The organism is Escherichia sp. TC-EC600-tetX4, assembly GCF_019356055.1.
GTDB lineage: Bacteria > Pseudomonadota > Gammaproteobacteria > Enterobacterales > Enterobacteriaceae.
Map to the genome: position 1 here is coordinate 2,590,084 of NZ_CP079924.1, position 25,063 is coordinate 2,615,146.

Here is a 25,063-nt window from a genome sequence, read left to right on the forward strand (position 1 = left end):
GGTTTTTCCAGCAATGCATTCACTCCAACGTAAAGTTCTGCGTACTATTTGTCCGGACCAAAAAGGTCTGATCGCACGTATTACCAATATTTGCTACAAGCACGAGTTAAATATCGTACAGAACAATGAATTTGTTGATCACCGTACCGGGCGCTTTTTTATGCGCACGGAACTGGAAGGGATTTTTAATGATTCCACCCTGCTGGCGGATCTCGATAGCGCATTGCCAGAAGGCTCCGTGCGTGAGCTGAATCCTGCCGGTCGTCGCCGGATAGTGATTCTGGTCACTAAAGAAGCGCATTGCCTTGGCGATTTGTTGATGAAAGCCAATTACGGCGGCCTGGATGTCGAAATCGCGGCAGTTATTGGTAACCACGATACTTTACGTTCTCTGGTTGAGCGTTTTGATATTCCGTTTGAGCTGGTAAGCCATGAAGGGTTAACCCGCAACGAGCACGATCAAAAGATGGCGGATGCCATTGATGCTTATCAACCTGACTACGTGGTGCTGGCGAAGTATATGCGGGTATTAACGCCGGAATTTGTGGCACGCTTCCCGAATAAGATCATCAATATTCACCATTCATTCCTGCCAGCGTTTATTGGCGCACGTCCTTATCACCAGGCCTATGAACGTGGTGTGAAGATTATTGGCGCAACCGCTCACTATGTGAATGACAATCTGGACGAAGGCCCAATCATCATGCAGGACGTTATTCATGTCGATCATACCTACACAGCTGAAGATATGATGCGCGCAGGTCGTGACGTCGAGAAAAACGTCTTAAGTCGTGCACTATACAAAGTACTGGCACAGCGCGTCTTTGTTTACGGTAATCGAACGATTATTCTTTAATCGCCAGCAAAAATAACTGGTTACCTTTAATCCGTTACGGATGAAAATTACGCAACCAGTTCATTTTTCTCAACGTAACACTTTACAGCGGCGCGTCATTTGATATGATGCGCCCCGCTTCCCGATAAGGGAGCAGGCCAGTAAAAAGCATTACCCCGTGGTGGGGTTCCCGAGCGGCCAAAGGGAGCAGACTGTAAATCTGCCGTCATCGACTTCGAAGGTTCGAATCCTTCCCCCACCACCATAATTCACCACAGCGATGTGGTAACTTCGGTGAGATTGTGAAAGTTTGCACTCATCGGGGAAGGGTGAGAACCTTCGACTAAGGTTCGATTCGAGCGAAAGCGAGAGAACGTTGCCACAGGCAACGGCCCGAAGGGTGAGGAGCGAAGCGACGAATAATCCTTCCCCCACCACCATCTCAAGCATTACCTCAAAATTTGAATTACCCCTGGTGGGGTTCCCGAGCGGCCAAAGGGAGCAGACTGTAAATCTGCCGTCATCGACTTCGAAGGTTCGAATCCTTCCCCCACCACCATCACTTTCAAAAGTCCCTGAACTTCCCAACGAATCCGCAATTAAATATTCTGCCCATGCGGGGAAGGATGAGAAGCTTCGACCAAGGTTCGACTCGAGCGCCAGCGAGAGAGCGTTGCCGCAGGCAACGACCCGAAGGGCGAAGCGCGCAGCGCTGAGTAATCCTTCCCCCACCACCATCACTTTCAAAAGTCCCTGAACTCTTAAGCGAATCCGCAATCAAATATTCTGCCCATGCGGGGAAGGATGAGAAGCTTCGACTAAGGTTCGGCTCGAGCGTCAGCGAGAGAGCGTTGCCGCAGGCAACGACCCGAAGGGCGAAGCGCGCAGCGCTGAGTAATCCTTCCCCCACCACCATCACTTTCAAAAGCCCCGGAATTCTCAAACGAATCCGCAATCAAATATTCTGCCCAAGCGGGGAAGGATGAGAAGCTTCGACCAAGGTTCGACTTGAGCGCCAGCGAGAGAGCGTTGCCGCAGGCAACGACCCGAAGGGCGAAGCGCGCAGCGCTGAGTAATCCTTCCCCCACCACCATCGCTTCCTTAAATAATCAAAACCTGTTACTCCGAGCTAATTTTGCCCGATGGCACCACGTTTACCGGGCCTACAATATCCTCCCCTGTAGGTCGGATAAGCGAAGCGCATCCGACAACTCACCCCGCACCGTGCCCATAAAAAAACCCCGCCGAAGCAGGGTCTATGTGAACTAAAATTCGCTTAGTGACGAGCGCGCACCAGCTGGTACTTACGTGTCAGATACTCCACCGGTACGCTCCAGATGTGTATCAGACGCGAGAACGGGAACAGCAGGAATAACGTCATCCCCAGCACCAGGTGCAGACGGAAGATAAACGCCACACCATCGAGGTGTTGAGAAGCGCCACCGTGGAAGGTCACCACCGACTGCGCCCAGCCAACCAGTTTCATCATCTCGCTACCGTCCATATGCTGAGCGGAGAACGGAATGGTCAACAGGCCCAGCGCGCACTGGATAACGAGCAGCGACAGGATCAGGATATCCGCTCCGGTAGTGGTTGCACGCACGCGTGGGCTGAACAGACGACGTTTCAGCAACAGCACGCCGCCAATCAGACACAGCACGCCGCTGGCACCACCAGCAAACATTGCCATTTTCTGTTTCACTTCAATCGGCAGCCAGGCTTCATACATCCAGTGCGGCGTCAGCATACCGAAGAAGTGACCGACAAAAATCCCCAGAATCCCGATATGGAACAGGTTCGACGCCAGGTTCATCCCTTTGCGATCCAGCATCTGGCTGGACGCCGCGCGCCAGGTGTACTGCCCGTAGTCATAACGCAGCCAGCTACCAATCAGGAAGACCGCCCCGGCTATGTACGGGTAGATATCAAAGAAGAACATATTCAGGAATTGCATTAGTGCTGTCCTCCGGTGGTGATATTCAGATATTGCGGCGCGACGGCACCGGCAAAGCGACGCTGATGCGCAGTGATTGCTGAATCACCGCAGCCTTTGTCAGCAAAGAATTTAACCTGCTCTTCTTCCCAGACAGCATCCAGCGCCTGCGGCGTATCATCGCGCGCTTCGTCGGCAATTTTTTCCGCCACTTTGTCGCTGTCGATAGCGGTATTCGCCAGTTTCAGCAGCAGATCAAACAGCACGGCATAACGGCTTTCACGCTGTTGCAGACGCGCGCTCAGCAATGCCAGAATCGGCGCGATATCTTTCAAACCTTCCACGGCTTCGCTTTGCGGCAGCTGCGCCAGGTACTCCAGATACAGCGGCAGATGGTCCGGCAATTCGCGGCTGTTTAACTGCAAGCCGTGCTGCTCGTACTGCGCCAGCAGGTCCACCATCGCCTGGCCGCGGTCGCGGGATTCGCCGTGCACATGTTCAAACAGCAACAGTGACGTGGCGCGGCCACGGTCGAACAGTTCGCTGTACTGCGCCTGGGCATCGAGCGGATCCATCGTCGTTAAATCGCGCAGGAAAATGCCCAGCGCATGGGCATCCTCTTTTGGCAGATTTTTCGACGCGGCAATCGCCTCAAACATCTCTTGTTGATGCTGCCATAAGGCAGCATCCGGATATTCAAGGAGACGCGATACAATCACGAGTTCGATCATGGATGCGGCTCCGTTTTGCTGGTCACATCGATGGCATCGATACGACGGCTGTTGAACAGATTGAATTTGGTATCTGAACCGTGGCAGCCATCACCAAAGGTAAAGCCGCAGCCATTTTTCTCCGGGAAGGCTTCCCGTGCCAGTTCACGATGACTACTCGGCACCACAAAGCGATCTTCGTAGTTAGCAATCGCCAGATAACGGTACATCTCCTGTGCCTGGGCTTCGGTCAGACCGACCTCTTCCAGCGCACGGGTATCAACTTTACCGTCAACGGTTTCAGCACGTTTGTAATGACGCATCGCCAGCATACGTTTCAGTGCGCGCAGTACCGGTTTGGTATCACCGGCGGTCAGCAGATTCGCCAGATACTGTACCGGAATACGCAGGCTTTCGACGTCTGGCAGAATGCCGTTGCTACCCAGCTCACCCGCGTCTGCTGCAGACTGAATCGGAGACAGAGGCGGCACGTACCAGACCATCGGCAGTGTGCGATATTCCGGATGCAGCGGCAGCGCCAGTTTCCATTCCATTGCCATTTTATAAACCGGCGACTGCTGTGCGGCTTCAATAACGCTCAGCGGAATACCGTCTTTAATCGCCTGCTCGATGACTTTCGGATCGTTCGGATCGAGGAACACGTCCAGCTGACGCTGGTAAAGATCTTTCTCGTTCTCGGTGCTGGCTGCACGTTCAATAGCGTCGGCATCGTACAACAGCACGCCAAGATAACGGATACGACCGACACAGGTTTCTGAGCACACGGTCGGCTGACCCGCTTCAATACGCGGATAGCAGAAGATGCACTTCTCAGACTTACCGCTCTTCCAGTTGAAGTAGATTTTTTTGTACGGGCATCCAGTGATGCACATACGCCAGCCACGGCATTTATCCTGGTCGATCAGGACGATGCCATCTTCTTCACGCTTGTAAATCGCACCGCTCGGGCAGGTCGCCACACATGCCGGGTTCAGGCAGTGTTCGCACAGGCGCGGCAAATACATCATGAAGGTGTTTTCGAACTGGCTATACATCGCCTTCTGGATGTTGTCGAAGTTCTTGTCTTTCGCCAGTTTGTCAAACTCACCGCCCAGGTCATCTTCCCAGTTCGGCCCTTTTTCGATTTTCGCCATCCGTTCCCCGGTAATCAGCGAACGCGGACGGGCAATCGGCTGCGATTTGCTGCCTTCCGGCGCGGTATGCAGGTTCTGATAGTCAAAATCGAACGGCTCGTAATAATCGTCGATCCCCGGCAGATGCGGGTTAGCGAAGATTTTACCCAGCAGCATGGCACGGTTACCCATGCGCGGCTGCAGTTTGCCGTTGATTTTACGGATCCAGCCGCCTTTGTATTTTTCCTGGTTTTCCCAGTCAGTCGGGAAGCCCTGGCCCGGCTTGGTTTCCACGTTGTTGAACCACGCATATTCCACGCCTTCACGGCTGGTCCAGACGTTTTTACAGGTAACTGAACAGGTGTGGCAGCCGATGCACTTATCGAGATTCAGCACCATGCCGACTTGTGAACGAATTTTCATTTTACGCTCTCCTGTACCTGGTCATTGCCTTCGCCATCTAACCAGTCAATGTTCTTCATCTTACGCACTACAACAAACTCATCGCGGTTAGAACCTACGGTGCCATAGTAGTTAAAGCCGTATGCCAGATGGGCATAGCCGCCGATCATATGCGTCGGTTTCGGCGTGATACGGGTGACCGAGTTATGGATACCACCACGCTGTTGGGTAATTTCCGAACCAGGCAGGTTAACGATACGTTCCTGCGCGTGGTACATCATGGTCATCCCTGCCGGAACACGCTGGCTGACAACCGCACGGGCAGTCAGAGCACCGTTGCTGTTGAAGACTTCAATCCAGTCGTTATCGGCGATACCCAGATCTTTGGCATCGGCTTCACTCAACCAGACCACCGGACCACCGCGACCTAAAGTCAGCATCAGCAGGTTGTCGCTGTAGGTGGAGTGGATACCCCACTTCTGGTGCGGCGTCAGGAAGTTGAGCGCTTTTTCCTGGTTGCCGTTGGATTTCTGGCCTATCACTTCTTTCACCGAACGGGTGTCGATCGGCGGACGATAAACCAGCAGGCTTTCACCGAAATCACGCATCCACTGGTGATCCTGATACAGTTGCTGACGACCAGAGAGCGTACGCCATGGGATCAGCTCGTGAACGTTGGTGTAACCGGCGTTGTAAGAAACGTGTTCATCTTCCAGACCAGACCAGGTCGGGCTGGAGATAATTTTGCGCGGCTGTGCCTGAATATCGCGGAAGCGGATCTTCTCGTCTTCTTTATTCAGCGCCAGATGCGTATGGTCACGACCGGTAAATTCGCTCAGGGCAGCCCAGGCTTTCACGGCTACCTGACCGTTGGTTTCCGGTGCCAGTGTCAGGATCATCTCTGCCGCATCAATTGCGGTGTTCAGCATCGGCTGGCCTTTCGCCGGACCTTCCGCTTTGGTGTAGTTGAGCTTACGCAGCAGATCCATCTCGCTCTGGGTGTTCCAGGCAATCCCTTTACCGCCATTACCGATTTTCTCCATCAGCGGGCCGATAGAGGTAAAGCGTTCGTAAGTCGCCGGATAATCGCGCTCTACGACCATAATGTGTGGCGCGGTTTTACCTGGGATCAGGTCGCACTCGCCTTTTTTCCAGTCTTTCACATCCAGCGGCTGCGCCAGTTCAGCGGCAGAGTCATGCTGGATAGGCAGCGTGACGATGTCGGTTTCTTTACCCAGATGGCCGACGCACACTTCGGAGAATTTCTTCGCGATGGCTTTGTAGATTTCCCAGTCGCTTTTCGCTTCCCAGGCCGGATCGACCGCCGCAGACAGCGGGTGAATAAACGGATGCATATCCGAAGTATTCATGTCGTCTTTTTCGTACCAGGTCGCCGTCGGCAAAATGATGTCGGAATAGAGACAGGTGCTCGACAGACGGAAGTCCAGCGTAACCACCAGATCCAGCTTGCCTTCCAGACCATTGTCCTGCCAGTCCACTTCTTCCGGCTTCACGCCGCCCTGTTGCCCCAGATCTTTACCCTGGATACCGTGCTCCGTCCCCAGCAGGTACTTGAGCATAAACTCATGACCTTTACCGGAAGAACCGAGCAGGTTAGAACGCCAGATGAACAGGTTGCGCGGGTGGTTTTTACCGTTTTCTGGTTGTTCTGCCGCAAAACGGATGGAACCCTCTTTCAGGGATTTCACCGTATAGTCCACCGGATTCATCCCGGCTTTTTCCGCTTCGCCAGCGATAGTCAGCGGGTTAGTGCCTAACTGCGGTGCAGACGGCAGCCAGCCCATGCGTTCCGCACGGACGTTAAAGTCGATCAAGTGTCCGGTATAGCGGGATTTGTCCGCCATCGGTGACAGCAACTCTTCCGCCGTGACGGTTTCATAACGCCACTGGCTGGAGTGGTTATAGAAATAAGAAGTGCTGTTCATGTGACGCGCCGGACGCTGCCAGTCAAGGGCAAACGCCAGCGGCTGCCAGCCGGTTTGCGGACGCAGTTTTTCCTGACCTACATAGTGCGCCCAGCCGCCCCCGCTCTGACCGACACAGCCGCAGAAAATCAGCATGTTGATCAGACCACGATAGTTCATATCGAGGTGATACCAGTGGTTCAGCCCCGCACCGACGATAATCATCGAACGACCGTGCGTTTTATCAGCGTTATCGGCAAATTCACGGGCGATGCGAATAATCTGGCTGCGAGAAACGCCGGTAATCTGCTCGGCCCAGGCCGGGGTATAAGCTTTCACATCGTCATAGCTGGTTGCACAGTTAACGTCGTTCAGGCCACGTTCCAGACCGTAGTTTGCCAGCGTCAGATCATAAACGGTGGTCACCAGGGCGGTGCTGCCATCAGCCAGTTGCAGGCGTTTCACCGGCAGTTTGTGCAGCAGCACGTTTTCCAGTTCCACTTTGTTGAAGTGTTCCGTGCCGTCGCCACCAAAGTACGGGAAGCCTACCTCAGCGATCTCATCCTGGCTACCCAGCAGGCTCAGTTGCAGCTCGGTTTCTTCGCCAGTTTTGCCGTCGCGCTGCTCAAGATTCCATTTGCCCTTCTCGCCCCAGCGGAAGCCAATAGAACCGTTCGGCGCAACCATTTCGCCATTGGTATTAAAGGCGACAGTTTTCCATTCCGGATTGTTTTCCTGGCCCAGCGCATCAACCAGATCAGCAGCGCGCAGCATACGACCTGCAGCGTAGTAACCGTCGCGTTCTTCCAGCATCACCAGCATCGGCATGTCGGTGTAGCGACGCACATAGTCGGTGAAATACTGGCTTGGGTTGTCGAGGTGGAATTCACGCAGCATTACGTGGCCCATCGCCAGCGCCATTGCCGCATCGGTGCCCTGTTTCGGTGCCAGCCACAGATCGCACAGTTTGGCGATTTCAGCGTAGTCTGGTGTGACGGCAACAGTTTTGGTCCCTTTGTAACGCACTTCAGTAAAGAAGTGAGCATCCGGGGTACGCGTCTGCGGCACGTTTGACCCCCAGGCGATGATGTAGCTGGAGTTGTACCAGTCAGCAGATTCCGGTACGTCAGTTTGCTCGCCCCAGGTTTGCGGAGACGCAGGAGGCAAGTCGCAGTACCAGTCGTAGAAGCTTAAGCAAGTACCGCCAATCAGCGAGAGATAGCGTGCACCCGATGCGTAAGAAACCATCGACATTGCCGGAATTGGCGAGAAACCAGCAACACGGTCCGGGCCGTAGTTTTTGATGGTGTAAACGTTAGATGCGGCGATCAGTTCGTTCACCTCCTGCCAGGAAGAACGAACAAATCCACCGCGTCCACGCGCCTGCTTAAAGCTTTTCGCTTTATCGGCGTCTTCAATGATAGAAGCCCATGCCTCAACCGGATCGCTATGCAGCGCCTTCGCTTCACGCCACATTTTCATCAGGCGTTTGCGCATCATCGGGTATTTCAGGCGGTTGGCACTGTAAAGATACCAGGAGTAGCTGGCACCGCGCGGGCAGCCGCGAGGTTCATGGTTTGGCAGATCCGGACGGGTACGCGGATAGTCAGTCTGCTGGGTTTCCCAGGTGACCAGACCGTTTTTGACGTAGATTTTCCAGCTGCAGGAGCCGGTGCAGTTTACCCCGTGGGTAGAGCGGACGATTTTGTCATGCTGCCAACGCTGGCGATATCCATCCTCCCAGTCACGGTTGGTATTGAGAAGCTGGCCATGCCCATCGGCAAAGGTTTCACCCTTCTGTTTGAAGTAGCGAAACCGGTCCAGGAATTTACTCATCGGTTTTCTCCTGTGGGAGCCTGTCGGCCCTCTGATAAATCGACATTGCTAATGTTTAAGGGCAAGGTAACGCTCTGAAACAGCGTGGGAATTGATAACGATCAAGAGTGATGGGGATGAAAAATAAAGTAAATTCCTAAGATACCCCTTTAGGATAATTAACAGCCACCACATAACAGACTGTAAATTAAGACGTTTTATACCTGTAGTTATTTAAACTATTAAGATTTTTATGCAGATGGGTATTAAGGAGTATTCCCCATGGGTAACATATTAATGGCTCTTAATGAAATCCGGCGAAATAAACCATATAACATTAGTATGTTGTAACTAAATGACGCATAAAAAAAGCGCGACATCATGCCGCGCAAAGGATAATCAAATATTTTACTCTATATAATTCGGTTTACAGGAAGGCGGCAAGTGAATGAATCCCAGGAGCTTACTAAAGTAAGTGACTGGGGTGAATGAACGCAGCCGCAGCACATGTAACCCGAAGTATGACGAGTAACGGTTTATTTTTTAGAATGCCGACCATATACCGCCCAGGTAATCACTACGCAGGCGATATAGAAAATCAAAAATACCTTCATTGCGCCGACTGGCGAACCCGTTAATGCCAGCGAGCTACCAAACGCTTTCGGGATAAAGAAGCCACCAATCGCGCCAATCGCAGAGATGAAACCCAGCGCCGCCGCCGTGTCGGTTGCCGCTTCACGCATCGCACGTTCGTCAGAACCCCCTTCTGCTTTCACGCGATCCATTGTCAGTTTACGGAAGATCACTGAAATCATCTGGAAAGTGGAACCACTACCCAGCCCAGCTGTCAGGAACAGCGCCAGGAAGACCGCGAAGAACGCCATGAAGCTTCCGCCCTGCCCGTCAGTCGGTAAGGTCAGGAACAGCAGGCCGCTGAAAATCGCCATCAGAATAAAGTTCACCAGCGTGACACGAGTTCCGCCCAGACGGTCAGATAATGCACCACCTGCAGAACGCGCCAGCGCACCAATAAACGGCCCGAAGAAAGCGTATTGCAGAATCTGAACATCCGGGAACTGCGTTTTTGACAGCATTGCAAAGCCCGCGGAGAAGCCGATGAAGGAGCCGAAGGTTGCCAGATACAGCAGGCTCATAATCCACAGATGACCCCGTTTGAGTACCGGCAACTGCTCCTTGATGGAGGCTTTCGAGGTAGCAAGATCGTTCATGCCAAACCACGCCGCAATGGTGAAGATGGCAAGGAACGGCACCCATATCCAGGACGCATTCGCCAGATACAGCTCAGTCCCATCCGGCTGTTTGACGCCCTGGCTACCAAATACTGCGAAAATCGACAGTGATACCACCAGCGGAGCAACCAACTGCATGACGCTGACGCCCATGTTTCCCAGACCACCATTCAGACCCAGCGCGCCACCCTGCTTCTGTTTCGGAAAGAAGAAGCTGATGTTTGCCATACTGGATGCGAAGTTCGCGCCAGCAAAGCCGCATAGCAGAGAGATGATGATGAAGACGCTATAAGGCGTGGAGGTATCCTGCACGGCAAAACCCAGCCAGACGCAAGGAATAATCAGAATACCGGTGCTGAACGCCGTCCAGCGACGACCACCGAAGATAGGAACCATAAAGGAGTATGGAACACGTAATAACGCGCCAGAAACCGAAGGCAGCGCAGTCAACATAAATAGCTGATCGGTCGTAAAATTAAAGCCGACTTTCGGTAGGTTCACCGCAACAGCGCTGAACAACATCCATACGCAAAACGCCAGCAGCAGACAGGGAACGGAAATCCACAGGTTGCGGCTGGCAATACGTTGACCGCGTTGTTGCCAGAACGCAGGATCTTCCGGTCGCCAATCTGTAATGACAGCTCCAGTAGCCCTTTCGGGGGCGGATGAGTGACTCATAGACACCTCTGATACTCGTTTCGATGTCTGCCACCTTAGTGTCTGTAGCTAAAGGCAATTTGATGTAAATCAAACGATAAGATAACTTTATCTATCATTGATATTTATCATTACCCATAGTGAGTACAGTGACTTCATAAAAATTATGAGATTTTTCACGGTGCTGTAAAATCCCTACCCTTACCGATGTAAAGCGACTAACCACACGGCAAATAAGGAGTAACTCTTTCCGGGTATGGGTATACTTCAGCCAATAGCCGAGAATACTGCCATTCCAGAATGTATCGTCACATTCATTAAGGTTATTGCTCATTTAAAGCCTGAAGGAAGAGGTTTACATGCTTAAACGTTGTCTCTCTCCGCTCACCCTGGTTAATCAGGTTGCGCTTATTGTGTTGCTTTCTACTGCTATTGGACTGGCAGGGATGGCGGTTTCTGGCTGGCTGGTGCAAGGCGTTCAGGGCAGCGCCCATGCGATCAACAAAGCGGGATCGCTGCGCATGCAAAGTTACCGTCTGTTGGCGGCAGTGCCATTAAGCGAGAAAGACAAGCCCTTAATTAAAGAGATGGAACAAACGGCATTTAGCGCCGAGTTGACTCGAGCAGCAGAACGAGACGGACAACTGGCGCAATTACAGGGTTTACAAGATTACTGGCGTAATGAACTGATCCCTGCGCTGATGCGTGCACAAAACCGAGAAACGGTGTCAGCGGATGTCAGCCAGTTTGTTGCCGGGCTTGATCAACTGGTATCTGGTTTTGACCGCACCACGGAAATGCGCATCGAGACAGTGGTACTGGTCCATCGGGTAATGGCGGTATTTATGGCACTTTTACTGGTGTTCACTATTATCTGGTTGCGGGCGCGACTGCTACAACCGTGGCGGCAACTGCTGGCAATGGCGAGTGCCGTCAGTCATCGCGATTTTACCCAACGCGCAAACATCAGCGGGCGCAACGAAATGGCGATGCTTGGAACTGCGTTGAACAATATGTCTGCAGAACTGGCCGAAAGTTATGCCGTACTTGAGCAGCGGGTTCAGGAGAAAACCGCCGGGCTGGAGCATAAAAATCAGATCCTCTCTTTTTTATGGCAGGCTAACCGCCGTTTGCATTCCCGCGCCCCGCTGTGTGAACGCCTGTCACCTGTACTCAACGGCTTACAGAATTTAACCCTGCTACGTGATATCGAATTGCGGGTGTATGACACTGATGATGAAGAGAATCATCAGGAGTTTACCTGCCAGCCAGATATGACTTGTGATGATAAAGGCTGCCAGCTCTGCCCGCGCGGCGTATTACCCGTTGGTGATCGCGGCACGACCCTGAAGTGGCGGCTGGCTGACTCTCATACGCAGTACGGTATTTTGCTGGCGACCCTGCCGCAGGGGCGTCATCTTAGCCATGATCAACAACAACTGGTGGATACCCTGGTTGAACAACTCACCGCCACGCTGGCGCTGGATCGCCATCAGGAACGTCAGCAACAGTTGATCGTGATGGAAGAGCGTGCCACCATTGCGCGCGAACTGCATGATTCTATTGCCCAATCTCTCTCTTGCATGAAGATGCAGGTGAGTTGTTTACAGATGCAGGGCGATGCGCTGCCAGAAAGCAGCCGCGAACTGTTAAGTCAGATCCGTAACGAACTGAATGCATCCTGGGCGCAGTTGCGTGAATTGCTCACCACATTCCGCTTGCAGCTCACCGAGCCTGGATTACGTCCGGCGCTGGAGGCGAGTTGCGAAGAGTACAGCGCCAAATTTGGCTTCCCGGTGAAGCTGGATTATCAATTGCCGCCTCGCCTGGTGCCTTCGCATCAGGCAATCCACTTGTTGCAAATTGCCCGTGAGGCATTAAGTAACGCCCTCAAACATTCGCAAGCGAGTGAAGTCGTGGTGACGGTGGCGCAAAACGATAATCAGGTCAAACTGACCGTCCAGGATAACGGCTGCGGCGTGCCTGAAAATGCCATCCGCAGCAATCACTACGGCATGATAATAATGCGCGATCGTGCGCAAAGTTTACGAGGCGATTGCCGCGTCCGCCGTCGTGAATCAGGTGGCACCGAAGTGGTGGTCACCTTTATTCCCGAAAAAACTTTCACAGACGTCCAAGGAGATACCCATGAGTAATCAGGAACCGGCTACTATCCTGCTGATTGACGATCACCCGATGCTGCGAACTGGCGTAAAACAGCTTATCAGTATGGCACCAGATATCACCGTGGTTGGCGAAGCGAGTAATGGCGAACAGGGTATTGAACTGGCGGAGTCTCTTGATCCCGATCTGATCCTGTTAGATCTCAATATGCCCGGCATGAACGGTCTGGAAACGCTGGATAAACTGCGCGAAAAGTCCCTCTCAGGGCGCATTGTGGTATTCAGCGTCTCTAACCATGAAGAAGATGTGGTCACCGCACTGAAACGCGGCGCGGATGGCTATCTGTTAAAAGATATGGAACCGGAAGATCTGCTGAAAGCATTGCATCAGGCAGCTGCTGGCGAAATGGTATTAAGCGAAGCATTAACGCCTGTTCTGGCCGCCAGCTTGCGCGCTAACCGTGCCACTACTGAGCGCGATGTTAACCAGTTAACCCCACGCGAGCGCGATATTCTCAAGCTGATTGCCCAGGGTTTGCCGAACAAGATGATTGCCCGCCGCCTGGATATCACCGAAAGCACAGTAAAAGTGCACGTCAAGCACATGCTGAAGAAAATGAAGCTCAAGTCTCGCGTGGAAGCAGCGGTATGGGTGCATCAGGAGCGCATTTTCTGATTACGGTTCCCAGCGCAGTTCGTCGTTTGACAATGCATCGAACGGTTCGACAAGCGTTAGCGTGATCTCATTGGAGGAGACACGCTGCCCCTGGTTATCTTCCACCACCACAGACAATCGCCAGTGATTGCTTGCCCCTTCCCCGTTCTGCCAGTCAGGCATGATCAGCGTCCAGCCCTCCGCGCTGTTGGCTTGTGCGCCCGGCGTCAAACTTAATATCTGCGTATCGCCCTGCCAAATCAGTTGCCGAATACCGTAACGACTGCGGATTTGTAATTTCAGCGGCACTGTTTCGCCAGGTTTTAGATCCCACGGCGGTGTCGCCAGAAACACCGTTAACGTTTTTCGCTGTCGGTACTCAAGAGTCGGTAGATTATTTCGCTGCGGATTGTCATAGCGACTACCACGTAACGACTGACTTTCGGCAACCTCGCCCGCAGAAAGTTGTTTTTTGAGCGGTACACCAAAGCGGTAATTAAGATTCAGCCCGAGGTTATTTTGATTTTCGCCACTTTCACCCTGTTTATGCTGGGCCGTCACAGTGACTAATGGCACAGGGGTGTAATTTAATCCCAGACTCAACGCGACGGGATTGTGATAACCCGTACCAGAGTTAAACAAATCAACACGATCACCAAAATACTGTTCTAGGCTGACACTGGTATTGAGGTGTTGATAGAACGGCATGCGCATCCGAGCTGTCAGGTCGTACCCGCGCGCCATCCGTTGTTCCTGCGTGGCTGTCTGTTCATGCCATGCAGCAAACGGCTGATAAAAGTTTGCCGATAATCGCAAATATTCGCCCCACGCTTCGGCACCAAAGCCCGCTCGCTGAAGATTTTCGTCCAGCAAGTTGTCATAAAAAGTGTTATAACCCACCAGCCAGTTGCCGCGCGCCCAGCGTTGCCCAACGCCCACATTGCTCACCAACCCATTATCCTGCTGAGTAAGACCAAGCTGGCTCCAGGTGAGATAACGATCATTATCTTGTAACGGCACAAACCAGCTTCCACGACTGCCGGTGAAATGTCCTTCGTTATCCACTTTGACGTCAACACTGGCATTTCCCCACGGTGATAGCCAGGACTCTACGTGCTGATTAACCTGTTGACTAAGCGCGTCGCGGACTTTTCCCAATGCGAAAGCTTTTGCCTGCTCGCCAGTATCCAGCCCGTTATCATTCATACTGGTTTCGCCGAAATCTTTCACAATTTCAGCAAAGTGTTTTTCCCCATCATGATTTTCGGGAGCCATGCCTAAATCCGGCAGACCATCATTGTTATTATCAAAGGGATTTGCCGCTTTTTGCTCGAAGGTAGATTGTGCGTTAGCTGTACCGCCTGCTACAAGCAAGAGTAAATAAAACGGGATAATGCGAGGAACGAAACGGCTCAAAACGTCGGTAACTTCCGGTAATAATGAAAAACCATAGCCTTAAAGAATAACGATTACTGGCAACTTTTGTCGTATTTTCTCGCGCTTTCAGGAAAATCCTTAAAAATGTGACCGATTGGTCAGACGCTGCAGAAGCAGTAAGATAGAAGATGAGTGTCTAATTCCCTGAATACAGGAGTAAATAATGCAAAAAATCGTGATCGTTGCCAATGGCGCACCTTACGGGAGCGAATCCTTGTTTAACAGCTTGCGGCTGGCCATTGCGTTACGAGAGCAGGAGAGCAATCTGGATCTGCGTCTGTTCCTCATGTCTGATGCGGTCACAGCCGGGTTGCGCGGGCAAAAACCAGGGGAAGGCTACAACATTCAGCAAATGCTGGAGATCCTTACCGCTCAGAATGTACCGGTGAAATTGTGCAAAACCTGTACCGACGGGCGCGGGATTAGTACACTTCCTCTGATTGATGGGGTGGAAATCGGTACTCTTGTGGAACTGGCGCAATGGACGCTGTCAGCCGATAAAGTGCTCACATTTTAATGTTTGAGGGGGCGTCTGACGCCCCACTATGCGGGAAGTTTACTCAGGCGAATCCCGGACGTAACACACCATCCGGAAAATTCTCCGCCAGCAGTTTTTTTACCGATACCAGCAAATCATTCAGCCCATCGTCCTGCATTCCCAGTTTGATAAGCTCCTGTTCCAGTGAAAACAGGTATTGTGCGTTGGTTCCCAGCGGACCGCTCGCCGCCGCAATCAACGGCGCGATGACCTGAGCGCGAGTATCAGATTCATATTCTGGATGTCGCGGGTCCATAATAAACACAATGGCGTTTACTGTGCGTCCATCATCAAGATCAAGCTGACACCAGGTTGGCAGATAACAGCCGGTAATCATCTCTCGCTTCCACAACAGGGTTAGTTCCTGCTCCAGCGTCTCTTCTGGCAGTCGATAGGCGACGCCTGTGGTGCGTCCGCCCTCTTTCAGTGCAAGCATCCGTCCCGGCTGGTGCGCAGTCCCGCGCCCGGCGGTCAGGCGCAGGCAAAATGCGCGATGCCATCCAACCAGTGTACCGGTGCACGATTCGGTAAACTCCAGTGCCGGATTCCACATCAACGATCCATAGCCGAAGATCCACACCGGTCCCTCATCAGGTCGACAAGCCAGCGTCGCCGCCAGCGAAGCCGCCCGTTGTTCTGCTGACCATAAGAGTGATTCTTCAATGGCACCAAATGCCGTTTTACAATCGGCATTCATCAAGAAATCACGCGTTATCACCTTACACTTCCGCCACTGCATACTTCCCTGCGACAACTTTTTGGTGTCTTCCGGACATTTTTACTGCTCATTTTGAAACCACTAACGGGACAATATGCAATCCACGGACCACTTGCAAGGCAACACCGCACGAATAGCTTTAACTAAGCGACCGGTTTTACGATTTTTTATGCCATTTATCATCATCCCCTTTGGCATATTCATGCTTCACAGCAGCCCAGGCCACTTTATGCGCGGTTTCTTCGCGACTGGCGTCATCACGCCGATCTTCTTTATCTTTATATTGATCCCATGCGCTGTTGAACGCTTCTTTATAGATATCCTGGGCATGAGACGGTAGAACGTGCTTTACGCTTTCCGGCAGATCGCTTTTCGTTTTATACGGCATCGTTGACTCCTTTTACAAAGTTGAACATTAAGTGTGGTCAACAATATCTACTCTTGCCAAAACATAAGAATTTTCAGGTCAGACTCTTCTTAAGAGACGCTAAAACAAACATTGTCTAAACGTAATACTTATTTTTATGCCCCAATGAGTAAAAAATCGACAGCGGGGTAAAAATTCGTAAAATGTTACCGATATCCAGACACTTTCTGTTATTTTTCCTACCTATTTTTTACATTTTCGATAAATTCATCTGCAAAGGGATAACCATAATGTCAAATGCTCAAGAGGCGGTAAAAACCCGCCACAAGGAGACTTCGCTTATTTTCCCGGTTCTGGCGCTGGTAGTGCTGTTCCTGTGGGGAAGCAGCCAGACACTACCAGTGGTCATTGCCATCAATCTTCTTGCGCTTATTGGTATTTTAAGTAGCGCCTTTAGTGTTGTCCGTCATGCGGACGTATTAGCCCATCGCCTGGGAGAACCTTACGGTTCGCTTATTCTTAGCCTTTCAGTGGTTATTCTTGAAGTCAGTTTGATTTCAGCTTTAATGGCAACCGGCGACGCCGCGCCAACGCTAATGCGTGATACGCTCTATTCAATCATTATGATTGTTACCGGTGGGCTGGTTGGCTTTTCATTATTGTTGGGCGGTCGTAAGTTTGCCACCCAATATATGAATCTGTTTGGTATCAAGCAGTATTTAATTGCGCTGTTCCCCCTGGCGATAATCGTACTGGTATTTCCAATGGCTCTGCCTGCGGCGAATTTTTCAACCGGTCAGGCGTTACTGGTAGCATTAATTTCTGCGGCAATGTATGGCGTATTTTTGCTGATCCAGACCAAAACGCATCAAAGTTTGTTTGTCTACGAGCACGAAGATGACAGTGATGATGACGACCCGCATCACGGTAAACCGTCTGCCCATAGCAGCCTGTGGCATGCTATCTGGTTGATTATCCATCTGATTGCCGTTATTGCGGTGACCAAAATGAACGCCAGCTCGCTGGAGACATTGCTCGACAGCATGAATGCCCCTGTCGCCTTTACTGGCTTCCTGGTGGCACTGTTGATTCTGTCGCCGGAAGGTTTAGGTGCATTAAAAGCAGTGTTGAACAACCAGGTTCAGCGCGCGATGAATCTGTTCTTTGGTTCAGTGTTAGCAACCATTTCGCTTACCGTACCTGTCGTCACGCTAATTGCCTTTATGACGGGTAACGAATTGCAGTTTGCACTTGGTGCGCCAGAAATGGTGGTGATGGTGGCCTCTTTAGTGCTGTGCCATATCTCCTTCTCCACCGGACGTACTAACGTGCTCAATGGCGCAGCGCATCTGGCACTGTTTGCCGCCTATTTGATGACGATATTTGCCTGACAGTTATATCTCCTCCGATGACGGTAATCGGGGGAGATAATATAAATTCCTGCTTATTGTATTTCTTCATACTACCTGGACAGGTCGTTAATCAGAATTGCGAGCCTGTACCACACCCTGCACGAAACCACTGCAACAGCTGTTGAAAAGCCGGAATGTACTCTTCATTGCAAACATTTCAGGGATGAAGTGAAGATGAATTGCGACGTAGTATCCACACCAAGCCGGCGTTATCCGGTGAGGCGCAATGTTGCGGGGCTTTATCCCTGGTGGCATTGGTTGCTGGAAAGAGAAAACCCCCGCACGTTGAGAGGTAAAACCTGACAACAAAACGGGGGCTAATCTTGAAACCAGACACTTCAAGAATAGCCGCAAAATGTTGTCATTACAACAAGGCGGCTATATGACGCTCGCGCAGTTTGCCATGATTTTCTGGCACGACCTGGCAGCACCGATCCTGGCGGGAATTATTACCGCAGCGATTGTCAGCTGGTGGCGTAACCGGAAGTAAGGTGAAAACGGGCGTCAGGCTGCCGTGATGGCAATATGCGCCCGAAACCGGCCGCAGGGGTAACAGCCTGCGGCCATTTTTGTCTTTATCTCTTCCACAAGTAAATATTGGCAACCCGAGCTGGAAGCATCATCCAGAGCACTCATGAAACGACTGCAACAGCTGTTGAAAAGCCGGAATGTACTCTTTATTGCAAACATTTCAGGGATGAAGTGAAGATGAATTGAGACGTAGTATCCACACCAAGCCGGAATTATCCGGTGAGGCGCAATGTTGCGGGGGCTTTATCCCTGGTGGCATTGGTTGCTGGAAAGAGAAAACCCCCGCACGTTGAGAGGTAAAACCTGACAACAGAACGGGGGCTAATCTTGAAACCAGACACTTCAAGAATAGCCGCAAAATGTTGTCATTACAACAAGGCGGCTATATGACGCTCGCGCAGTTTGCCATGACTTTCTGGCACGACCTGGCGGCACCGATCCTGGCGGGAATTATTACCGCAGCGATTGTCGGCTGGTGGCGTAACCGGAAGTAAGGTGAAAACGGGCGTCAGGCTGCCGTGATGGCAATATGCGCCCGAAACCGGCCGCAGGGGTAACAGCCTGCGGCCATTTTTGTCTTTATCACTTCCACAAGTAAATATTGGCAACCCGAGCTGGAAGCCTCATCCAGAGCACTCATGAAATGACTGTAACAGCTGTTGAAAAACCGGAATGCACTCTTCATTGCAAACATTTCAGGGATGAAGTGAAGATGAATTGAGTCGTAGTATCCACACCAAGCCGGCGTTATCCGGTGAGGCGCAATGTTGCGGGGGCTTTATCCCTGGTGGCATTGGTTGCTGGAAAGAGAAAACCCCCGCACGTTGAGAGGTACAACCTGACAACAGAACGGGGGCTAATCTTGAACCAGAACAATTCAAGAATAGCCGCAAAATGTTGTCATTACAACAAGGCGGCTATATGACGCTCGCGCAGTTTGCCATGATTTTCTGGCACGACCTGGCAGCACCGATCCTGGCGGGAATTATTACCGCAGCGATTGTCAGCTGGTGGCGTAACCGGAAGTAAGGTGAAAACGGGCGTCAGGCTGCCGTGATGGCAATATGCGCCCGAAACCGGCCGCAGGGGTAACAGCCTGCGGCCTTTTTTGTATCCGGCACCCATGAAAAAAGTCTTAACGCAGAACGCTAATACTTTATTTTTCAAGCAAAAAAGATTACTTGCTGGTATCCAGTTCTTCGAAACCTTTCACCAGATCATCAATCGCTTTCATCTGCTTGAGGAACGGTTCCAGTTTAGCCAGCGGCAGCGCGGATGGACCATCACATTTCGCATGTTCCGGATCCGGATGCGCTTCAATAAACAGCCCCGCCAGACCTACCGCCATACCGGCTCGTGCCAGCTCAGCCACCTGAGCACGACGACCACCGGAAGCTGCGCCAAACGGATCGCGGCATTGCAGTGCGTGGGTCACGTCGAAAATCACCGGCGAGTTACCAGACACTTTCTTCATAATGCTGAAGCCCAGCATATCGACAACCAGGTTGTCATAGCCGAAGTTAGCACCGCGATCGCAAAGAATCACTTTTTCGTTGCCGCCTTCTTTGAATTTATCAACGATATTACCCATCTGTCCCGGGCTGACAAACTGTGGTTTCTTGACGTTAATTACCGCACCGGTTTTCGCCATGGCTTCAACCAGGTCAGTCTGGCGAGCAAGAAACGCCGGCAACTGAATCACATCCACGACATCAGCAACGGGCTGTGCCTGACTTGGTTCGTGAACGTCGGTGATAATTTTCACGCCAAAAGTCTGCTTCAACTCCTGGAAGATTTTCATCCCTTCTTCCAGGCCCGGTCCACGATAAGAGTGGATGGAGGAGCGGTTGGCTTTGTCAAAAGAGGCTTTGAACACGTAAGGGATACCCAGTTTCTGGGTCACAGTTACGTAGTGCTCGCAAATGCGCATCGCCAGATCGCGAGATTCCAACACGTTCATACCGCCAAACAGTACGAACGGCAGGTCATTTGCTACGTTGATGTCGCCAATGCTAACCACTTTTTGTTTCATAGGATCGCCTTAATCTTGAGTAAAATGTCGATTAATTAATGCAGCACAATATGTTTATGCGCGATGTTATTTATTTGCGCACGGATCATTTCGCTGATCGGGTCTTCCGGACACTGTTCAACGAAATAACTTAAATCGTTCAACGCAACGTGTTCGCAATCCAGTTGCGCATAAATCAACCCGCGATCGCGAATTTCATAGGGATCTTCAGGGTTGAATTGTAATAAAGCTTCGCTGGTGCGTAACGCCAGCTCCATCTGATTTTCTTCCATCAACGAGGCTTTGAGTGTATCCAGCAATTTGCGGATTACCTCAATGTTATCAGCTTCATCAAGGTCTTCATAAAACAGTTCCGCCGACGGGCTGATATTTCCCTTTAACCATACGTCCAGCATATGTTCGCTTAACGATTCACCGTTAAAAGGATTAATCAGCCAAATTTCGCCATCCGGACATTCAATGCGCAATATCAGCTGCGTAGGGAAAATCACCGGCAGCAGCGGCAAATCGAGACGATTCGCGACCCATAATAAAACCGCACCTAATGATACCGCACTGCCCTGTCGATTCTTTAACACCTGGTCCAGCCATAATGCATCGGAAAGACGATAAACACCGCGTGAGGCTTTAAATCCCCAGTCGCCGTAAAACAGCGCGATCAGTTTTTCCAACTGCTCTTCTAAAGGCAGAAGCTGGCTGATTTCTTCCTTCGCCAGACTAACGAGACGCTCCAGTTCGTCGTAAACATCTTGCGAGGGAAAATCGCGGCGGATTGCTTCGCAAGCCAGGATCATGCCTTCGCACAATGGCGCTTTATTAAATTCGAAATCAGCTAACGATCTCATGACTTACCCCAGTAACGGTACTTTTGTGGTGGCGAGTTTAATGATGATGTACAGCACCACCAACGCCAGCGGGAAGGCAATAATGCGCGCCTGCTGACTGTGCATACGACGATAATCGAGTGCAATAAAACCCAAAACGATATAAATGATAACTCCAAACAGCTTTTCAGTCAGCCACTGTGCCTGCCCGGAAAATGGCAGGATGTGCGCTTTAGCCATCAACGCAATGCCGCTTAACAGTAACAGCGTATCGACAACCGGCGGCACAATGCGCGTCCAGCGAGCAAATGCCTGTGGATGCTTCTGATAACGTAGCCAGAAACGTAAGGTTAATAGCCCAACAGAAAGCGCGATACTAATAAGATGAACACTAAGCAGTGTAGAAAAACTTGTCATTGATAATAGCGGCCGAGCGTTACGCGCTCGTTATCACCATAGTCACGGCAGGTTTCGACGTCATGATACCCCGCGAGGATAAATGCTTGTCGCACCGCTTCGCCCTGCTGCCAGCCATGTTCCAGAAGCAGAAAGCCGCCGGATACCAGCGCGTTACGCGACTGTTCGATGATATGCACGATGTCTGCCATTCCACTGTCTGCCGCAACCAGCGCAGTGAGCGGCTCAAAGCGGACATCGCCTTGTTGAAGATGAGGGTCCTGCTCGTCAATATACGGCGGATTGCTGACAATCATCGCAAACTGCTGCCCGGCTAGCGCGCTAAACCAGTCGCTTTGCAGAATGTGGATATTTTTGATCGCCAGATGCTGGGCATTACGTTGTGCCAGGGAGACAGCATCAGGCATACGATCTACAGCGATAATTTCGCAGTCCGGGCGCTCGCTAGCCAGCGCAAGCGCAATCGCCCCGGTACCCGTCCCGAGATCGAGAATACGGCAAGGTTGTTCAGGCAACCGCGCCAGTGCCTGCTCCACCAGACACTCCGTATCCGGGCGCGGAATTAAGGTCGCTGGCGAAACAAATAACGGCAACGACCAGAATTCTCGCACCCCGGTTAAATGAGCAATGGGTTCACCATCGCGACGACGTGTCAGTAGCGCATCAAGTTGCTGACATTGTTCGTCAGTCAGCTGCGTTTCACCAAAGGCGAGAATAAAAGTACGCCCTCTGCCGGTAACATGCTCCAGCAGGATTTCAGCATCACGCCGCGGGCTTTCGCTCGCCTGAAGTTGGCTTATTGCTTCACGTAACCAGTGTTGATATTCCATTATTCCTGCTCGGACAACGCCGCCAGTTGGTCGGCCTGATGTTCCTGGATAATCGGTTCAATCAGCATATCCAGCTTACCTTCCATCACTTCATCCAGGCGGTAGAGCGTCAGGTTGATGCGGTGATCGGTAACGCGCCCCTGCGGGAAGTTGTAAGTACGGTTACGGTCGCTGCGATCGCCACTCCCCAGCAGGTTACGACGGGTAGACGCTTCGGCCTGTTGGCGTTTTGCCATTTCAGCAGCGTGGATGCGAGCACCGAGAACAGAAAGTGCTTTAGCTTTGTTTTTATGTTGTGAACGTTCGTCCTGACATTCAACAACAATCCCGGTCGGCAAGTGAGTAATACGAATTGCCGAATCGGTGGTGTTAACGTGCTGACCACCCGCCCCTGACGAGCGGAAAGTATCAATGCGTAAATCTGCTGGGTTGATGTCCGGCAGTTCTGCGTCAGGCAGTTCTGGCATTACCGCAACGGTACAAGCAGAAGTATGAATACGACCCTGCGATTCCGTAGCAGGAACACGTTGCACGCGATGACCGCCGGATTCAAATTTCAGACGACCATACACACCATCACCGCTAATTTTGGCGATGATCTCTTTATAACCACCATGTTCACCCTCGCTGGCGCTCATGATTTCTACCCGCCAGCGGCGGGCTTCGGCATAACGGCTGTACATACGGAACAGATCGCCCGCGAACAGCGCCGCTTCGTCGCCGCCGGTTCCGGCTCGGACTTCGAGGAAGGCGTTACGTTCGTCATCAGGATCTTTTGGCAGTAACAGAACCTGTAATTGCTGTTCCAGTTGCTCGCTTTTTTCTTTAGCTTCGCGCAGTTCATCCTGCGCCATCTCACGCATTTCAGGATCATCGAGCATCATCTGTGCGGTTTCGATATCTTCCTGAACCTGTTGCCAGTCGGTAAAACAGCGCGAAACATCACTTAACTGCGCATATTCGCGTGATAATGCGCGAAAACGTTCCTGGTCGGCGATAGTTTGCGCGTCACCCAGCAACGCCTGAACTTCTTCATGGCGTTCATGCAGGGCTTCCAGTTTGGCAACGATAGAAGGCTTCATAGGCGTAAATGCACCCTGTAAAAAAAGAAAATGATGTACTGCTACTCCAGCCCGAGGCTGTCGCGCAGAATATTCAGGCGTTCGTTATCCCCGTCACGGGCGGCCTGTTGAAGTGATTTCGTTGGCGCATGGATCAAGCGGTTAGTCAGTTTCCATGCCAGATCCTGCATAATGGCTTGCGCGTCGCCGCCCTGCTCAAGGGCCGCTAACGCTTTGGCGGTTAACTCATCGCGAACTTGCTCTGCCTGGCTGCGATACTCGCGAATGGTTTCGCTGGCGCTTTGTGCTCGCAGCCACGCCATAAATTCGCTGGTTTCCTGAGCGACAATAGTTTCCGCCTCAACCGCTGCGGCTTTACGCTGCGCCAGGTTGTGCGAAATGATGCTTTGCAGATCATCAACGCTATAAAGATAAGCATTCGCCAGTTTGCCAACTTCCGGCTCAACATCGCGCGGAACGGCAATATCCACCAACAGCATTGGTTGGTTGCGACGGCTTTTTAATGCGCGCTCCACCATGCCTTTCCCGATAATCGGTAACGGGCTGGCGGTGGAACTGATGATGATATCGGCTTCGCGCAGACGTTCGTCGATATCACTCAGGGCAATCACTTCCGCGCCGACTTCATCTGCCAGAATTTGGGCACGTTCGCGAGTGCGGTTGGCGATAATCATCTTCTGTACTTTGTGTTCGCGCAGATGACGCGCCACCAGCTCGATAGTTTCGCCCGCGCCTACCAGCAACACTGTGACCGTAGAGAGCGATTCAAAGATCTGCCGCGCCAGCGTACAAGCCGCAAAAGCGACAGACACAGCGCTGGCACCGATATCTGTTTCAGTGCGAACGCGTTTCGCGACAGAGAAAGATTTCTGGAACATGCGTTCCAGTTCGCTGGCCTTCATATGACCTTTTTGCGAATCGGCAAACGCTTTTTTAACCTGACCGAGGATCTGCGGCTCCCCCAGAACCAGTGAATCCAGGCCGCTGGCAACACGCATTAAATGGCTAACCGCGTCGTTATCCTGATGCCAGTAGAGGCTTTTACGCAGATCTTCTTCATTAAGATTGTGATAATCGCAAAGCCAGCGGATTAACGCCTCTTGCAGGTTGTCCTGCTCTTCAACGCTAAGATAAAGTTCCGTGCGGTTGCACGTCGACAGCACCACGCCGCCCTGCACCATCGGCTGCGCAAGCAGGCTGTCAAGCGCCTGATCGAGCTTATCCGGCGAAAACGATACACGTTCTCGCAGCGATACAGGTGCCGTTTTATGGTTGATACCGAGTGCTAAAAGGGTCATGTCTGCGGGAAATAATACCAACGTTGATAGGGTTAGTCTGCTTGCATCATACAGGATGCGTAAGATCAATAAAAGAGAGCGCCCCCTTTTGGAGTAATTGCCGAAAGCCGTTAGATTCTGGCAATTAAGACAACTTGAA

22 protein-coding genes, 2 tRNA genes and 4 other RNA genes are annotated in these 25,063 nt (G+C 51.7%); 14 read left to right on the forward strand and 14 right to left on the reverse strand.

The genetic code is table 11. The annotated features are described in order from the left end of the window. The first annotated feature begins 13 nt into the window (after positions 1–13). From purU to KXD89_RS12585, 7 genes are all read left to right on the forward strand, one after another. Positions 14–856, forward strand: coding sequence for a formyltetrahydrofolate deformylase (gene purU, locus KXD89_RS12555; protein WP_000555857.1), 843 nt, complete (start codon positions 14–16; stop codon positions 854–856). 159 nt (positions 857–1,015) lie between these two features. Next, positions 1,016–1,100, forward strand: a tRNA-Tyr gene (locus KXD89_RS12560). Between the two features lie 43 nt (positions 1,101–1,143). Beyond that, positions 1,144–1,275: non-coding RNA, RtT sRNA (locus KXD89_RS12565), on the forward strand. A 34-nt stretch (positions 1,276–1,309) separates the two neighbouring features. After that, positions 1,310–1,394 (forward strand) — tRNA-Tyr (locus KXD89_RS12570). A gap of 46 nt (positions 1,395–1,440) precedes the next feature. Then, a non-coding RNA gene (locus tag KXD89_RS12575) (RtT sRNA) lies at positions 1,441–1,572 on the forward strand. Between the two features lie 46 nt (positions 1,573–1,618). Next, positions 1,619–1,750: non-coding RNA, RtT sRNA (locus KXD89_RS12580), on the forward strand. A 46-nt stretch (positions 1,751–1,796) separates the two neighbouring features. Beyond that, positions 1,797–1,928, forward strand: a non-coding RNA gene (locus KXD89_RS12585) — RtT sRNA. A gap of 183 nt (positions 1,929–2,111) precedes the next feature. On the opposite strand, the gene narI is transcribed toward KXD89_RS12585, so the two are convergent. The 5 genes from narI to narK form a co-directional block, all read right to left on the reverse strand. Further along, entirely contained in the window at positions 2,112–2,789 is a 678-nt protein-coding gene (gene narI, locus KXD89_RS12590) for a respiratory nitrate reductase subunit gamma (protein WP_001160108.1), read from the reverse strand. Next, complete coding sequence (gene narJ / locus KXD89_RS12595) at positions 2,789–3,499, reverse strand: nitrate reductase molybdenum cofactor assembly chaperone (RefSeq protein ID WP_000571681.1); 711 nt, start codon at positions 3,497–3,499, stop codon at positions 2,789–2,791. Before narJ ends, narI begins: the two co-directional genes overlap by 1 nt. Then, entirely contained in the window at positions 3,496–5,034 is a 1,539-nt protein-coding gene (gene narH / locus KXD89_RS12600) for a nitrate reductase subunit beta (protein ID WP_000702650.1), read from the reverse strand. The genes narJ and narH overlap by 4 nt, the downstream gene beginning before the upstream one ends. Continuing rightward, a complete protein-coding gene (locus KXD89_RS12605) occupies positions 5,031–8,774 on the reverse strand; it encodes a nitrate reductase subunit alpha (RefSeq protein ID WP_000032939.1) in 3,744 nt (1,247 codons plus the stop codon). Before KXD89_RS12605 ends, narH begins: the two co-directional genes overlap by 4 nt. Before the next feature lie 515 nt (positions 8,775–9,289). Beyond that, a complete protein-coding gene (gene narK, locus KXD89_RS12610) occupies positions 9,290–10,681 on the reverse strand; it encodes a nitrate transporter NarK (protein WP_000019827.1) in 1,392 nt (463 codons plus the stop codon). A 338-nt stretch (positions 10,682–11,019) separates the two neighbouring features. Between narK and narX the strand changes: the two genes are divergently transcribed. Together narX and narL are read left to right on the forward strand one after the other, a co-directional pair. After that, entirely contained in the window at positions 11,020–12,816 is a 1,797-nt protein-coding gene (narX, locus tag KXD89_RS12615; protein ID WP_000918073.1) for a nitrate/nitrite two-component system sensor histidine kinase NarX, read from the forward strand. After that, the gene (gene narL / locus KXD89_RS12620) at positions 12,809–13,459 is read left to right on the forward strand and encodes a two-component system response regulator NarL (RefSeq protein WP_000070491.1); all 651 of its coding nucleotides are present in this window, start codon (positions 12,809–12,811) and stop codon (positions 13,457–13,459) included. Before narX ends, narL begins: the two co-directional genes overlap by 8 nt. Here the strand turns inward: narL and ychO are convergent, their stop codons facing one another. Next, complete coding sequence (gene ychO / locus KXD89_RS12625; RefSeq protein ID WP_000086217.1) at positions 13,460–14,854, reverse strand: inverse autotransporter invasin YchO; 1,395 nt, start codon at positions 14,852–14,854, stop codon at positions 13,460–13,462. It lies immediately after the preceding gene. Positions 14,855–15,038: 184 nt separating this feature from the next. On the opposite strand from ychO, the gene ychN reads away from it, so the two are divergent. Further along, entirely contained in the window at positions 15,039–15,392 is a 354-nt protein-coding gene (gene ychN / locus KXD89_RS12630; protein WP_001169669.1) for a DsrE/F sulfur relay family protein YchN, read from the forward strand. 43 nt (positions 15,393–15,435) lie between these two features. On the opposite strand, the gene chaC is transcribed toward ychN, so the two are convergent. Together chaC and chaB are read right to left on the reverse strand one after the other, a co-directional pair. Next, positions 15,436–16,131 (reverse strand): glutathione-specific gamma-glutamylcyclotransferase, encoded by a 696-nt coding sequence (chaC, locus tag KXD89_RS12635; protein WP_001336325.1) that lies wholly within the window; start codon positions 16,129–16,131, stop codon positions 15,436–15,438. A gap of 157 nt (positions 16,132–16,288) precedes the next feature. Continuing rightward, positions 16,289–16,519, reverse strand: a complete 231-nt coding sequence (chaB, locus tag KXD89_RS12640) for a putative cation transport regulator ChaB (protein ID WP_001146444.1) — start codon at positions 16,517–16,519, stop codon at positions 16,289–16,291. Between the two features lie 269 nt (positions 16,520–16,788). Between chaB and chaA the strand changes: the two genes are divergently transcribed. The 4 genes from chaA (at position 16,789) to KXD89_RS12660 (ending at position 19,470) form a co-directional block, all read left to right on the forward strand. Next, the gene (chaA, locus tag KXD89_RS12645; protein WP_000063607.1) at positions 16,789–17,889 is read left to right on the forward strand and encodes a sodium-potassium/proton antiporter ChaA; all 1,101 of its coding nucleotides are present in this window, start codon (positions 16,789–16,791) and stop codon (positions 17,887–17,889) included. Between the two features lie 403 nt (positions 17,890–18,292). Then, the gene (locus KXD89_RS12650) at positions 18,293–18,400 is read left to right on the forward strand and encodes a type I toxin-antitoxin system toxin Ldr family protein (protein ID WP_000170955.1); all 108 of its coding nucleotides are present in this window, start codon (positions 18,293–18,295) and stop codon (positions 18,398–18,400) included. 427 nt (positions 18,401–18,827) lie between these two features. Next, a complete protein-coding gene (locus KXD89_RS12655; RefSeq protein WP_000170963.1) occupies positions 18,828–18,935 on the forward strand; it encodes a type I toxin-antitoxin system toxin Ldr family protein in 108 nt (35 codons plus the stop codon). 427 nt (positions 18,936–19,362) lie between these two features. Further along, on the forward strand, positions 19,363–19,470 hold the full coding sequence (locus tag KXD89_RS12660) for a type I toxin-antitoxin system toxin Ldr family protein (RefSeq protein WP_000170955.1): 108 nt from the start codon (positions 19,363–19,365) through the stop codon (positions 19,468–19,470). 148 nt (positions 19,471–19,618) lie between these two features. Here KXD89_RS12660 and kdsA read toward each other — a convergent pair whose 3' ends face one another. From kdsA to hemA, 6 genes are read right to left on the reverse strand one after another with little or no spacing between them, the layout of a single operon-like run. Further along, on the reverse strand, positions 19,619–20,473 hold the full coding sequence (gene kdsA, locus KXD89_RS12665) for a 3-deoxy-8-phosphooctulonate synthase (RefSeq protein WP_000811065.1): 855 nt from the start codon (positions 20,471–20,473) through the stop codon (positions 19,619–19,621). Positions 20,474–20,508: 35 nt separating this feature from the next. Beyond that, positions 20,509–21,318: an invasion regulator SirB1 gene (gene sirB1 / locus KXD89_RS12670; RefSeq protein WP_001257044.1), complete on the reverse strand. Its 810-nt coding sequence runs from the start codon at positions 21,316–21,318 to the stop codon at positions 20,509–20,511. A 3-nt stretch (positions 21,319–21,321) separates the two neighbouring features. Continuing rightward, positions 21,322–21,714 carry an invasion regulator SirB2 gene (sirB2, locus tag KXD89_RS12675; protein ID WP_000200374.1) on the reverse strand — a complete coding sequence of 131 codons (393 nt, stop codon included), beginning with the start codon at positions 21,712–21,714 and terminating at the stop codon, positions 21,322–21,324. Continuing rightward, positions 21,711–22,544, reverse strand: coding sequence for a peptide chain release factor N(5)-glutamine methyltransferase (gene prmC / locus KXD89_RS12680; RefSeq protein ID WP_000456467.1), 834 nt, complete (start codon positions 22,542–22,544; stop codon positions 21,711–21,713). Before prmC ends, sirB2 begins: the two co-directional genes overlap by 4 nt. Then, a complete protein-coding gene (gene prfA, locus KXD89_RS12685) occupies positions 22,544–23,626 on the reverse strand; it encodes a peptide chain release factor 1 (protein WP_000804726.1) in 1,083 nt (360 codons plus the stop codon). Before prfA ends, prmC begins: the two co-directional genes overlap by 1 nt. Positions 23,627–23,667: 41 nt before the next feature. Then, on the reverse strand, positions 23,668–24,924 hold the full coding sequence (gene hemA / locus KXD89_RS12690) for a glutamyl-tRNA reductase (RefSeq protein WP_001299679.1): 1,257 nt from the start codon (positions 24,922–24,924) through the stop codon (positions 23,668–23,670). Between the last annotated feature and the right edge of the window lie 139 nt (positions 24,925–25,063).